Genomic DNA, 13,032 nt, shown 5'->3' on the forward strand with positions numbered 1-13,032 from the left:
CGCTAGATGCATCTCGAATGGGCAATACCGGCCCCGAGTCGAGCGGACTCGGGGCCTTCTCAGTGACCGCGGCGGGGTGGCCTATCGTGGCCGGATGACCACGATGGCCGCGCGTGACGCGACGATGTACTGGTTGTCGCGGCGCACCGCCAACGACGTATTCCTGCTCTACTCTTTCGCCGAAACCGATTGCGCCACCGACGAACTCCGCGCTTTCATCGCCGCGCGCGTCGCGTGCATTCCGGATCTGCGGATCCGGTTACAGGAGATTCCGGGCGACCTCGCCTACCCGCGCTGGGTTCCGGCCGAATTCGCGTCCCAGCAATTCGTGCACCACCGCCCGGACGGTCTGTCGTGGCAGGCGTTGCTCGCGGATCTGGGCGAACTCCTGGGAACCGGGGTCGTCGCGACCGAATCTCCCTGGCGTGTCCATGTTTTCCGGTCGGTCCACTCGGCGCCGCGATCGGCGGAACCCGTTGTGGTGGTGGTGCTGCAACTTTCGCACGCACTGGCGGACGGCACCCGTGCCGCCGCCATCGGGCGAGCGCTCTTCGGGATGGCCGCGGATGCGGCAGTTGTCCACAGCGCATCCGGTACGCCTGTGGACAACTCGGCAGATCACCCGGTCGGACCTGGTAAAACTCCTGCACAGCCTGTGGATTCCTGTGGACAACCTTGTGGATGGATTGCCCGACGGATAGATCCGAGAGTGCTTGGGGTGCTGCGCTTTCCCGGGCAGTTCGCGGCGACGGTGTGGCGCGGGCGGGCCGCGTACCTGGCGCAACGGGAATTGGCGGACCGGACCGCGGCCGGTGAGGTACCGGCCGCCGCAGCCGGTTTCGCGCCCTGTGTGCTGAATCCGGCCGCCGCGGTCGGCGGCCACGCGGTGCGAATGCTCGTCGTCGATGCGGACGAGCTCCGCATTCCGGGTAAAACCGTCACCGTTATTGCGCTGACGGCGATTTCGCGCGCGCTGGTCGACTACTTCACGGAGCGGGGTGAGCAACCGGAGCGGTTGGGGACCGCACTACCGATGGCACTTCCGGCGCCGAGCGCGGCCCGCAACAACTACCGCGGACTGTCCATCGACCTGCACATCGACGAACCCGACCTGCGTGTGCGCGCGAATCTCATCGCCGATGAACTCGCCGCCCGTCGCGAGCGAGCACTGAATCCACTGCTCTCCGCGCAGGATCGAGTCGGCGACGTGGTTCCCGCGGTCCTGGCGGTACGCGATGTCGCACGGGCCGAACTGGACAACGTCCCCGCGTCGCTCGATGGCAATACCGTCGTGTCCAGCGTCTATCGAGGACCGGCCGATCTCGCCTTCGCGGGCGCCCCGGTGCTGTTCACCGGGGGTTTTCCGGCCCTCGGTACCGTCATGCACCTGACCCACGGTGTCCACGGGCTCGGCGAAACGATCACGCTGTCAGTGCATTCCGATCCGCGGGTGATCGCCGATCCGGACCGCTACCTGGAATTGCTCGCCCTCGCGCTCGAAACGGTCGTCGCCGCGCACCACTGATCCGCCGGGCTGTGCCGGTTCACCCAGGTCGACCAGGGCCGATGCAGTTTCCCGCACGGTTCAGCTCCGCGCCGACCGCGAGCAGCGCCGAGTGCAAGGCCGTCGCCGGATCGGTTCCCGCGGCTTCGCCCTCGACCACACCGTCGATCCGGAACGGGCAGAAGTATCCGGTTCCGCTGTCGCCCTGATGGGGTCGCCCGATCTCGATGAGCGGGCCGGTCCGGTGCGCCGCGGCGATCGCTGTCGCGAGGGCCGCGTCGGCAGCACGCGGATCGCGTCGGCGAGTGCCGGGTAGCGCGGGCGTCGATTGCGCGTGTACTCGTTCGTACCACGCGATCACCTCGAAAGACGCCGCTCGCGTACCGGTTTCGTAGTGCCCGAGTGCCGCCCTGCTGTACGGAACGCGCGCGGCCAGCGCCGCCAGCGACAATCCCGACTCTTCCCGCAATCGCCGCAACCGAGCTCCGACGACGCCGTTCCCCTGCTCGCCCCGACTGGACATGGATTCATCGTAGAGAACTGTAGACGTTTGTAGACGCTTTTTGCTGTCCAAAAGGTCTTGACGGCGACCATACTTTCTCGTGGCGGCTCAGCGACCACCATACCGCGCCACTCGTGCAAGCACTGACTCGTTCGGAGGGGAACCGATGGAGATCTATCTGTGGATTGCCGTGGGGCTGTTCGTGTTCGGAGCGCTGAGCCGCTACCTACTACTCACCCCGCCCGCCGAACGCGGGCGTCCGAGCGTCGCCGAGATCAGGCGGCGGCTTCAGGCCGAGCGCGAGGGTCCCGGCCACGACTCGACATTGCCGTCGGTGCGCAGCATTTCCGCCAGCAGCTTCTCGGCGTCGGATTTCTCCCGCGCCAGGACGCTCCAGCCGCGCACCAGACCGTCGGGGCCCGATTTCGTCGTCCACGAGCCGACGGCATGAGCACCCTGGGGATGCAGCGAGTAGTAGATGGTGCCGACCGGGAACGCGATATCCATGCCGCGCATCCAGCCGGTGAGCGCCTCGCCCTCCCATACCCGCATCTCGGCACGTACCTGAGCGACCGGATCGGCCTCGGGCGCAGGCGGTTCGGCGGCCGAGTCGAGCATCAGATGGTCGCCCTCGTGCCGGATGGTCACCGCCGCTACCTCGACCTCGTCCGCGTGGTTCGCCGGTTTCTGCCAGGCTGCCCACCAGTCGCCCGCCAGGTCGACCCGGTTGTCCACGATGCCCGCCAGCTCCGCCAGCGAGACCTGCAACGCGTCGGCCAATCGGACCGCGACCGGCAGTGTCGGCGACTGCTCTTCGGACTCGTACCTGGTGATCTGGCGCGAGCTCACCCCGATCGCGGTGGCCAGCGCGGGCTGGGAGAGCCCGAGCAGCCTGCGCCGCTCCTGGATCACCTTCCCCGTCCCGGTGTTCATACAGTCATCGCCTCCATTGCCTGCCCCTCCCGTCACACCCTGCTGGACACTTCCGCACCAGACCCGCCGACCTCGCGCGCCGCCACCCTCCGCCACGAAGACCACTGGCGCGGCGCACATGCCGACTGTCTGGCCGATTCTTCCATTTCTTCGCTCCAGCAGGCCCGTTTCGTGCTGACTCAGCACAACGGATGCGGCCCACGCTGCCTACAGCACCTGGCGGCGACGGCCTACAGCACCGGATTGATCGACGACATCTGACCCTACGGCGCGACTTCGAGCCTCGCCACGCGTTCCGCTACCGACCGAATCCGGACTCGACACGTTGACGAACTGATTGCGAGACGACGAAGGTGCTGCGATCGCCATTACCGTCGAGGTATGGATGCGGACCCCTTGGCGGAAGGCGACGGCGCCACGATCCTCGAACGCCCAGGTCTGCGCCAGCGGTGGTGGCGCTTGCGCAGACCGTTCGTCCTGCCGTCGCAGCGAGCCACCGCCGACAACATCGTCGCCGCACCCACCCCGCTGAAACCGATCGACCTCGCCGACGACGCCGAGGTCTCGCAGGTACTCGACCTGGCCGTGCGAGTGGGTGAGGTCGTGCTCTCCGCGGGCACCGGTGTCGGTGACACCTCCGCGCAGGTCCGTTTCATCGCCTCGACCTACGGTCTGAACAGCTGCGATATCGACGTCACCTTCGACGCGATCCGCATCTGGGCCGACCGTGGACCCAGCCTGCCGCCGGCCAGCGATATGCGCGTGGTGAAGTACCGGTCGCTCGACTTCACCCGGCTGGCCGCGGTCGACCGGCTGACGCGCCGCATCCGCAGCCAGATCGTGCCCGTCGACCAGGCGCACGCCGCCCTCGACGAACTGATCTCGTCGCGGCACCCCTACCCGCGCTGGGTGTCGACGGCGGGCTGGTCGCTGCTGGCGGCGGCGATCGCGGTGCTGCTCGGTGGTGGGTTCGTGCTCGCCGTGATCAGTTTCGCGACCACCGCGGTGATCGACGTGGTGAACCGGTACCTGCATCAGCTCGGTCTACCGATGTTCTTCCAGCACATGGTCGGTGGTGTCATCGCCACGATCCCGGCCATCGCGCTCGCCTCGGTCAGCGACCACTGGCGGTCCGACGCGGCGCTGATCGTCGCGGCGGGCATCACCGTGCTGCTGTCGGGTCAGCAATTGGTGGGTTCGGTGCAGGACGCCATCACCGGCGCGCCGATCACCGCAGCCGCCCGCATGCTCGAAGTGGTGATGATGACCGGCGGCATCGTCGCGGGCATCGGTCTGGCCCTGCGGATCTCGACGATGTTGGGGATCGCGGTGCCGGAGATCGCGGCCAGCGCGGGCCGCGACACCGACGATCTGGCGATCAAGCTGGTGGCCGGTGCGGTCGCGGCGATCGCCTTCGCGATGGCCTGTTACGCGGAGCGGCGAGCGCTGTTCGCGGCCGGGCTCAGCGGTGCGGGCGGCACCATGGCCTTCCTCGGCGCGCAGGACATCGGCTTCGGGCCGGTGGTGTCGGCCGGCCTGGCGGCCACGGTGGTCGGTCTCGCCGGTGGTCTGATGGCGCGTCGCGCGCTCACCCCGCCCTTGGTCGTCGCGGCGGCGGGCATCACGCCGCTGCTGCCGGGTCTGAAGGTGTATCGCGGGCTGTATGCCCTGCTCGAGGATGAAACGCTGCTCGGTTTCGGGCAGATCCTCGGAGCGTTCGGTGTCGGCTGCGCGCTGGCCGCGGGCGTCATCCTGGGTGAATGGTTCGACCGTTTGCTGAGTCGTCGTGGTGCGCCGCGCGACTTCGATCCGTCGTTCACCAGCGACCGATGACGGAGATCCCGCGAGGTGCCGGTCAGATTTGCACGAGGGTGCGTGGCCCGTCGGCCGCCGTGTCGGCGGGCGCGGGGTCCTGGATGCGTGGTTTGCCTGCCGCCCAGCGCATCTGGCTGCGCGCGGCGGCTGCTTCGGTGGCCGCGGGGATGACCAGCAGCGCGAGCGCGGCGCCGTTGCTGCCGACCATGTGCATGATGCGCGCGGCCTGTTCGTTGCGGGCTGTGCTGTCGCCGGATTCGCCGGTGGTCCAGTCGAATCCGAGCCGGGCCAGCTTGCCGATCCGCGGTCCGACCGCGGTCACCAACTGGTGCAACTCGGTCATCGGCTGGTCGGTTCGCGGCCACCAGGCGCCGTCGATCGGCCCGGTGGTGGCTGTGCGATCACGCAGCATCAGCCGGATCGGCCCGGACGCGTCGCGCCCGATGCTCGTTTCAGGTGATGTATTCACTTCGTTGTGTACTTTCTGATTTCTCTGCGGTCGACGCGCTCGTGGCATCGACCGGCGCGATCCGAACTCCGGACCGGCGCGAAGGCTGGGTACCCACTGGACTGCGTCGGCACGCACATCGGTGTTGGGGCGGCGACGACGGTATGTGGGTGTGGTGGGGGTCTCCCGCACCATCGGGGCTCACTCTACGGAAGCCCACTGACAGATCCACCGATTAAACGAACAGGGCCCCGACCGGCGAACCGATCAGGGCCCTGCTGTTGCGGAGGATAGGGGATTTGAACCCCTGAGGGCGTTAACCCAACCCGCGTTCCAGGCGAGCGCCATAGGCCACTAGGCGAATCCTCCGTGGAGCAGCATAGCGGGTCGCAGGGGGTCGATGCCAAACCGGGCCCCCGCGACCGGTTCTGACCTGCTACTTCTTCAGAGCGGCCAGCACCTTGCGGACCTGGGTCTCGGCGGCGGTGCGCATGGCCGCCTTGTCGACAGTGCGCATCGTCGACACCTCGATCTCCACCTTCACCGAGATGTTGCTGTCGTGCGCGGCCACCACGACGGAGTAGTCGCTCGGGATGGAGCCGTAGGTGTGCTGCTCGCTGGCGTAGTACGCCTCCGTGCCGAGGCCGCTCACCGGGCCGTGGTCGTAGTCCTTGCCGGTGGTCTTGGTGTCGTAGCCCTTCCAGCGCGAGTAGTCGGACTCGGTCTCGCTCTCGGTCTTGAACTCCACCTCGAGCCCCAAGGCGGCGTCATTGGCGTTGCGGCCCGCCTCCTGGTTCTTCGCGTCGCAGTCGTAGGAGCCGCCGCCGATGTACTCCGACGGGCCACGCTCGGTGTGGGTGGTCGTCTCGCGCGTGGACGACCACTGGTTCAGCACGGTGAGATCGACCAGGTCGCAGGCGTTCTTGCCGTCCTTGAAGACGTAACTGCCCGCCCATTTGTCCGGATCGGGGCCGAAGGGATTGTCGTCGTCGACCTTGTTGGCCGTGAACGCGATCAGCCCGATCACGAGCACGCCCACCGCCACGATGGCGCCACCGACGATCCACCACACCGCCTTGTTGCCCGACGAGGGTGGTCGCGGCGGTGCGCCCCACTGCGGCTGCGGCGCTTGATATCCGCCGGCCTGCGGCTGTGCGAACTGCTGCGGAGGCGGGAACTGCTGCGGCTGCGCGAACGGTTGCTGGTTCGTGCCGCTCTGGTACGGCGGCGCGGTGTAGGGATTGGCCCCGCTCTGATACGGCGTGGCCGCGGGCGGCGCGGTGTACGGGCCTGGCGCGCCGATATTGCCGCGCAGCACCGTCGGATCGGCCTGGCCGGGGTTCTGACCTGCGCCTTCGCCTGGTCGTTCCCACCATGCGACGGTGGGGTCGGACGGCGGCACACCGTCGCCGGGTGGTTGCTGATTCGGGCCGGTCACGATCGGGCCCCCTCTCCAGTCATGGGGAACACCGAACCCCCCGCTGCCGATATCGGATAGATCGTAGCCAGCGTCACCGTCGGCGCGACGGTTATACGGTTGCGTACACTCGAGTATCGACTGGTGGGATGCGGTCGCTGTCGAGGGATATGAGGTGGAACACGTCGTGGGTACCGCGCGAACGCCCCGGGCCAGATGGGTCGAGGAAGGTCTGGCCGTGCTGGCGTCCTCCGGCGTCGACGCCGTGCGGGTCGAGGCGCTGGCCAAGCGCATCGGCGTGACCAAAGGCGGTTTCTACGGCTACTTCGCCGACCGTGACGCACTGCTCACCGCGATGCTCGACGTGTGGGAGAGCGAAGCGACCGACCAGGTGCTCGAACGCGTCGAGACGCTCGACCCGAAGACCAAGGCGCGCGTGGCGGGCCTGCTCACCTTCTCCAGCAATCGCCTGCTCCCGATCGACCTCGCGATCCGCGACTGGGCCCGCCGCGACGACGACGTCGCCGCACGCCTGCGCCGCGTCGACAACACGCGAATGGCGTTGCTGCGCGAGACAATCGGCGTGTTCTGCGAAGATCCCGACGAGGTCGAAGCCAGGAGCCTGCTCGCCTTCTGCGCCACCATCGGCAGCCACTTCCTGGCCGCCGACCATGCGGGCCGCACCCGCGTCGAGGTTCTCACGCGCGCCGCCGACCTGCTGTTCGAAGACCGGAATCGCTAGTACCGAGAACAACCGCTACACTGGCCGACGGATCCCGCGCGGCGAGCATCCTGTGAACTCCCCCAGGGCCGGAAGGCAGCAAGGGTCAACGGGCTCTGCCGGGTGCGCGGGGTCCCCTTTAATTTCAGGGGTCTCCGCTCAGACCGATCGGCCTACGCACCTTCGCAGCGTGCGAGCCTGATCCCCGCTCCGATACCCCGCCGATTCCGGGCAATCGCCGGGTAACGTTGCGCCTGTCAGCACGCACAGCGTGCACCCCCCTTGCTGCTTCGAAAGGCTGCCCAGGATGCCCCGGCAAACGCAGATCGGTTTGATGAGCCACGAGGAACTCGTGTCCGAGCACGAGTCCCAGTCCGCGAATTACGCGACGCTCAAAACTGAGAAGCTCACGCTGGATCTCACCCGAGGTAAGCCGTCGCCGGAGCAACTCGACCTGTCCTCGTCGCTGCTGTCCCTGCCGGGCGAGGGCGACTTCCGCGACGGCTCGGGCACCGACTGCCGCAACTACGGCGGCCTCACCGGTCTGCCGGAACTGCGCGCGATCTTCGGCGAACTGCTCGGCATCCCCGTCGAGCGACTGCTGGCCGGCAACAACGCCAGCCTCGAGATCATGCACGACATCATCGTGTTCTCGATGCTCTACGGGACCCCCGACTCCCCGCGCCGCTGGGTCGACGACGAGCCGATCAAGTGGCTGTGTCCGGCCCCCGGCTACGACCGTCACTTCGCCATCACCCAGGCGCTCGGCATCGAGATGATCACCATCCCGATGCGCCACGACGGCCCCGACGTCCACGCCATCGCGACGCTGCTGGCGAACGACCCGCAGATCAAGGGCCTGTGGGCGGTGCCGAACTATTCCAACCCCACCGGTGTCGTCTACTCGGAAGAGATTGTCCGCGAGCTGGTTTCGCTGCCCGCCGCGGCGCCGGACTTCCGCCTGTTCTGGGACAACGCCTACGCGGTGCACCCGCTCACCGACACCGCGGCGCCGGTCGTCGACGTACTCGGCCTGGCCGAGGCGGCAGGCAACCCGAACCGTCCACTGGTGTTCGCCTCGACCTCCAAGATCACCTTCGCCGGCGCGGGCGTGAGCTTCTTCGGAGCGTCGCAGGCCAACATCGACTGGTACCTGTCGCACGCCTCGAAGAAGAGCATCGGCCCCGACAAGCTCAACCAGCTGCGGCACCTGCGCTTCTTCACCGATGCCGAGGGTGTGCGCGAGCACATGCAGAAGCATCGTGCGCTGCTCGAACCCAAGTTCGCGCTCGTGCGCCGCGTCCTGGAAGACCGCCTCGGCGCGTCGAAGGTGGCCTCGTGGACCGAGCCCAAGGGCGGCTACTTCATCAGCCTCGACGTGCTCGACGGCACCGCGGCCCGGGTGATCGCCCTGGCCAAGGAGGCGGGCATCGCGCTCACCGCCGCGGGCTCGGCCTTCCCGTACAGCAAGGATCCCGAGGACAAGAACATCCGCATCGCCCCCAGCTTCCCGCAGCTGCCGGAACTGGAGAAGGCGATGGACGGATTGGCGACCTGCGTGCTGCTCGCGGCCACGGAGAAGTTGCTCTGAGCCCGGAGCACCGGCGGGGCCCCGGCAGGCCCCGCCGGTGCTCAGCTCGGTTTGGTCACCAGCGCGCCGAACAGGGTGACCGAGATATGGATGTCGCCGCGGTCCGCGCCCGCCTTGAGGTCGGCGAGCAGTTGATCGCGCTCGGTCGCGGTGATCGCCCCGCGCAGGGCGGCCAGATCCGCGATCCGGCGGACCAGGGCCCCGGCGCCGACCGTCCGGTCCTGTACCAGCGCGTGTGAGCCGATCTCGTCGACCACCAGGCCGGCGCCGCTGAGCAGTCCGGCGAGGCGACGCCCCGACAGCGGATTGGTGGTCGAGGAGATCAGGGTGTCGATCACCGCGCTCACCACTCGCGGGTTGCCGGGATGGACGATCGCGGTCGCCCAGTCGCAGTCCACCACTACCGCGCGGCCACCGGGCCGCAGCACCCTGGCGATCTCGGCCGCCGCCCGCGCGGGAGCGGTGAGGTGCTGGAACACCCGTTCGCACAGCACCGCGTCGAAGGTATCGGTGCCGAACGGCAAGCCGTAGGCATCGCCGGAGACGAAGCTCGCCCTCGACCCGGACTCGACCGCGCGGCGCTGCGCTGAGGCGAGCAGATTCGGATCCGGTTCGACGCCGATCGCGGTGCCGTGGGGCCCGACTTCCTCGGCGAAGATGAACACCTCCGATCCGGTGCCCGACCCGATATCGAGCGCGCTCTCGCCGGGCCGCAGCGCCAGCGCGGTGTGACTCCAGGCGCCGAGCGCGCGCATACCGGGTTGGGTGACTTCCAGATCATGGGCATCGATCAGCTGATCCCGGCCCGCTTGGTCGAAGCGGTCCGGTCGTGGGGTGTAATCGGTCATTCGCACCGCCAGAGTGGGAGCAGTCCTCGTGAGCATGGACTCAGAGGCTACTGGTGAAATGTGTCACGATGAATGTATGACTCGCACGCTGTGCCTCGCGCAGGAATCCGAGGCCGACGAACTACTCAGCACCGACGATTTCGCGCTGCTGCTGGGGATGTTGCTCGACCAGCAGTACCCGATGGAGCACGCGTTTCGTGGGCCGCGCAAACTCGCCGAGCGCATGGGCGGATTCGATCTGCGCCGCATCGCCGAAGCGGATCCGGCCGAATTCGAGGAACTCGCGGCCACCCCACCGGCGATTCACCGTTATGGGCGGTCGATGGCGCGGCGGGCCCAAGCGCTCGCCCAGTATGTGATCGAGCATTACGACGGTGTACCTGCGCAGATCTGGACCGCGGGCGACCCCGACGGCGCGGAGGTGCTGCGCCGGTTGCAGGACCTGCCGGGGTTCGGGGCGCAGAAGGCGAAGATCTTTCTCGCCTTGCTCGGAAAACAACGTGGCGTGCGGCCCGGCGGCTGGCGAAAAGCGGCCGGATCGTATGGCGACGAGGAGTCGCGACGCTCGGTCGCCGATGTCGTCGATGCCGAAACATTATCGGAAGTAAGAGAATTCAAGAAGCAGGCCAAGGCGGCGGCCAAAGCCCCGAAATGAATTCCTAGTTAAGATCTAGCTGTTTTTTTCCCTCGTCAGGAGGGTGGATCTGCTCGAAGCTTGCATCTCGAACAGCTCCACAACGGATGAGGGATTGGCAGTTTTATGAAGATGAGGAAGTTCGCCGTTGTCGCGGCGCTCCTGACCGTGGCTACGGGCATCACGGCAGGCACCGTGAACGCCGCGCCGGCCGAAGAGGCCGCCCCGATCAATTACACCGCCCAGGTCGTCGACGACTCGAAGGCTGTCATCACCACTGATGCCGGCTCGCTGGTCGAAGAGGACGGCGTCTTCAAGATCAAGGCCGCCAACGGCACCGTTGTCGCGGGTGCCCCCCTGAGCTTCCGCCTCGATGACTTCGAGCTGCCGATCGCGGCCGAGATCTCGGGCAACACCGCGACCCTGACCCCGCAGCTGGACCCGGCCAAGGCCGTCTACAAGCCGGTCGCCCTGCCTTACGAGGACAAGGCGCCGTGGAAGACCGAGTACGAGCGTGAGCAGGCTGCCTGGAGCCGTCTGACCTCCACCATCTCGCTGGGCGCCGCTATCGGCACCCTGGCCGGTGGTCTCGGCGGCGCGGCGATCGGTTGCGTCGCAGGTGCGGCCGGCGGCCTGGTGGCCGGTGGCGTGCTCGGTGCGATCTTCGGCGCCCTCCCCGGCGGCATCGGCGGCTGCGTCGTCGGCGCCACCACGATCGGCGCCCTCGGCGTCATCCTGGGCCAGATCTTCATCACTGCCCCGGTGGCGATCGGTGCCGCGATCCAGTACTTCTCCACGATCTCCGCGCCCTTCAACGCGCCGGCCAAGTAGCTCCGGCCAGGTCGTCGAAACCCCCTGCGGGAACTCCGGTTCCCGCAGGGGGTTTCCTCGTTGACACCCATTGCGCCCCTCATGCGCACCGCTGACCTGCGGCGATGATGTGCCGCAGCGCACAATTCGCCGGTTTGGCTTGGATGGGTCGGTATTCGGTGTTAACTTGATTGTTATGTCCAGCAACCGTCTCACCGCCCAGCGGGTCACCTACGTGACCGCCGCTCTGGGCTTGCGGTTGCCGTTGACGCGCGAACTGTGTCGTTCCTGCTCCTGCAGCTGAGCCCTTCAGGTTCGCGAGCTGCCACGCCCCACGTGTAGGCAATCCCGTTGGGATAACGGGATTTTTGGCAAGGAACTTCATATGTCTGCTCCCATCATCGATCGCCCCGCCTCCCGGACGGGCGCCGGTCGCCCCCGTGTTTCCCGTCCCGTTGTACCGCCGGAGCTGCGGCGTAGCGACAACCCGGCCGCCGCGGTGCTGCGTACCGCCGCCTCCGGCCCGGTCTCGCGCGACAATGCCGCGCGGGCAACGGGTTTGAGTATCGCCACCGTCAACCGGCAAGTGGCGTCGCTGCTTTCGGCGGGACTGCTGCGCGAGCGGCCCGATCTGACCGCCGCGGGCGCGGTCGGCAGGCCGCGGGTGCCCTTCGAGATCGACCACGATGCCTACCTGACGCTGGGCATTCATATCGGCGCCGAGGCGACGAAGATCGTCGCCGCTGATCTGCGTGGCCGGATTCTCGGCGGGCTGGCCATCGCCACACCGCAGACCGGGCAGGAATTCGCGGTCACCACCGTCGCGCGCAGCGCCAAGGCGTTCCTGCAGCGGTGGCACCGGCGGACGCCGCTGTGGGCCGGTGTGGCCATCGGTGGGCGAGTGGATCCGCACAGCGGTGTGGTCGACCATCCGAAGCTGGAATGGAAGGGTGCGCCGATCGGGCAGGTGCTCGGCGATGTGCTCGAGCTGCCGGTTTCCGTCGCACCGCACGTCGAGGCGATGGCTGCCTCGGAGCTGCTGCTGCCGACCTTCGACGCGCGCAGGCCCGAGCCCGATACCGAACTTCCCGCTGCCCAGCACGGCAGCAGCCTCTACTTCTACGTCCGTGAGACAGCGGGCATCGCCGTCACTCTCGACGGCCGGGTACACACCCCGAGCAATGGGCCCGGGTCGATCGCGCATCTGCCGACGGGCTCCGATGTGCAGTGCACCTGCGGCCGGCGTGGCTGCTTGGAAGTGACCGTCGGTGATCGGGCCCTGCAGGCTCGGGCTGTCGGTCGCGGAATCATTCCGGCGCACAACGGGACTGCCGGGACCACGATCAATGATCTGTATCGGGCGGCCGAGTCCGGGTCCGAATCGGCGCGGGAACTGCTCGCCGAGCGGGCGACGATGCTCGGACAGACTGTCGCGCTGGTTCGGGACATGCTCAACCCGGATCGGGTTGTGCTGGGCGGGCAGGCGTTTACGGGGTATCGGCCCGCGCTGGGGCATGTGGCTCGGGCGTTTTCGCAGAGTACGCAGTTGGCGGCTACGGATATTCGGATCAGTGGGTTCGGGGGGAAGGTTCAGGAGTTCGCGGCGGTGGTTACTTCGTTGAGTGCGTTGTATGCGGATCCGTTGGCGGCTATTCGCCGGGTTTAGCTGGGGCTGGGGCTTGGTGTTCGGTAGTCCCAGGACGGTTTGAGGCTGTGTTTGTTGGCGCGCTGGCGCGCGCGTGTCCGCGGCCCTGAGGGGCCGCCGGTTAGGCGCCGCGGAATCGCTCCTTCGTCGCATCTCCGCGGCTG

General features: G+C 67.7%; 12 protein-coding genes, 1 tRNA gene and 1 other RNA gene. 8 read left to right on the forward strand and 6 right to left on the reverse strand.

What is annotated here, in order from left to right:
• Positions 1-94: 94 nt before the first annotated feature.
• Entirely contained in the window at positions 95-1,525 is a 1,431-nt protein-coding gene (locus ACFWFP_RS33270) for a hypothetical protein (RefSeq protein WP_379301771.1), read from the forward strand.
• A 19-nt stretch (positions 1,526-1,544) separates the two neighbouring features.
• Here the strand turns inward: ACFWFP_RS33270 and ACFWFP_RS33275 are convergent, their stop codons facing one another.
• On the reverse strand, positions 1,545-2,027 hold the full coding sequence (locus tag ACFWFP_RS33275) for a helix-turn-helix domain-containing protein (RefSeq protein WP_379301773.1): 483 nt from the start codon (positions 2,025-2,027) through the stop codon (positions 1,545-1,547).
• A gap of 267 nt (positions 2,028-2,294) precedes the next feature.
• Entirely contained in the window at positions 2,295-2,939 is a 645-nt protein-coding gene (locus ACFWFP_RS33280) for a helix-turn-helix domain-containing protein (RefSeq protein ID WP_379301775.1), read from the reverse strand.
• 381 nt (positions 2,940-3,320) lie between these two features.
• Here ACFWFP_RS33280 and ACFWFP_RS33285 point away from each other — a divergent pair, with 381 nt between their 5' ends.
• Positions 3,321-4,772 carry a threonine/serine exporter ThrE family protein gene (locus ACFWFP_RS33285; RefSeq protein ID WP_379301777.1) on the forward strand — a complete coding sequence of 484 codons (1,452 nt, stop codon included), beginning with the start codon at positions 3,321-3,323 and terminating at the stop codon, positions 4,770-4,772.
• A gap of 22 nt (positions 4,773-4,794) precedes the next feature.
• Here ACFWFP_RS33285 and ACFWFP_RS33290 read toward each other — a convergent pair whose 3' ends face one another.
• The 3 genes from ACFWFP_RS33290 to ACFWFP_RS33300 all read right to left on the reverse strand — a co-directional run bounded on the left by ACFWFP_RS33290 (position 4,795) and on the right by ACFWFP_RS33300 (position 6,640).
• Positions 4,795-5,223: a DUF5994 family protein gene (locus ACFWFP_RS33290; protein WP_379301778.1), complete on the reverse strand. Its 429-nt coding sequence runs from the start codon at positions 5,221-5,223 to the stop codon at positions 4,795-4,797.
• A 263-nt stretch (positions 5,224-5,486) separates the two neighbouring features.
• Positions 5,487-5,571, reverse strand: a tRNA-Ser gene (locus ACFWFP_RS33295).
• Positions 5,572-5,638: 67 nt separating this feature from the next.
• Complete coding sequence (locus tag ACFWFP_RS33300; RefSeq protein ID WP_379301780.1) at positions 5,639-6,640, reverse strand: hypothetical protein; 1,002 nt, start codon at positions 6,638-6,640, stop codon at positions 5,639-5,641.
• 154 nt (positions 6,641-6,794) lie between these two features.
• On the opposite strand from ACFWFP_RS33300, the gene ACFWFP_RS33305 reads away from it, so the two are divergent.
• From ACFWFP_RS33305 to ACFWFP_RS33315, 3 genes are all read left to right on the forward strand, one after another.
• Positions 6,795-7,361, forward strand: coding sequence for a TetR/AcrR family transcriptional regulator (locus ACFWFP_RS33305; protein ID WP_378638571.1), 567 nt, complete (start codon positions 6,795-6,797; stop codon positions 7,359-7,361).
• Positions 7,362-7,387: 26 nt separating this feature from the next.
• Positions 7,388-7,482: signal recognition particle sRNA small type (gene ffs / locus ACFWFP_RS33310), an RNA gene on the forward strand.
• Between the two features lie 165 nt (positions 7,483-7,647).
• A complete protein-coding gene (locus ACFWFP_RS33315; RefSeq protein ID WP_379301782.1) occupies positions 7,648-8,931 on the forward strand; it encodes an aminotransferase class I/II-fold pyridoxal phosphate-dependent enzyme in 1,284 nt (427 codons plus the stop codon).
• A 41-nt stretch (positions 8,932-8,972) separates the two neighbouring features.
• Here ACFWFP_RS33315 and ACFWFP_RS33320 read toward each other — a convergent pair whose 3' ends face one another.
• Positions 8,973-9,779: a methyltransferase domain-containing protein gene (locus ACFWFP_RS33320; protein WP_379301801.1), complete on the reverse strand. Its 807-nt coding sequence runs from the start codon at positions 9,777-9,779 to the stop codon at positions 8,973-8,975.
• A 76-nt stretch (positions 9,780-9,855) separates the two neighbouring features.
• Between ACFWFP_RS33320 and ACFWFP_RS33325 the strand changes: the two genes are divergently transcribed.
• The 3 genes from ACFWFP_RS33325 to ACFWFP_RS33335 all read left to right on the forward strand — a co-directional run bounded on the left by ACFWFP_RS33325 (position 9,856) and on the right by ACFWFP_RS33335 (position 12,889).
• The gene (locus tag ACFWFP_RS33325; RefSeq protein ID WP_379301784.1) at positions 9,856-10,434 is read left to right on the forward strand and encodes an HhH-GPD-type base excision DNA repair protein; all 579 of its coding nucleotides are present in this window, start codon (positions 9,856-9,858) and stop codon (positions 10,432-10,434) included.
• A gap of 105 nt (positions 10,435-10,539) precedes the next feature.
• Entirely contained in the window at positions 10,540-11,244 is a 705-nt protein-coding gene (locus ACFWFP_RS33330) for a hypothetical protein (RefSeq protein ID WP_379301786.1), read from the forward strand.
• Positions 11,245-11,608: 364 nt separating this feature from the next.
• On the forward strand, positions 11,609-12,889 hold the full coding sequence (locus tag ACFWFP_RS33335; RefSeq protein WP_379301788.1) for an ROK family protein: 1,281 nt from the start codon (positions 11,609-11,611) through the stop codon (positions 12,887-12,889).
• The last annotated feature ends 143 nt before the right edge of the window (positions 12,890-13,032 follow it).

Origin of the sequence: Nocardia sp. NPDC060249 (genome assembly GCF_042728755.1) — a bacterium.
Lineage (GTDB): Bacteria > Actinomycetota > Actinomycetes > Mycobacteriales > Mycobacteriaceae > Nocardia.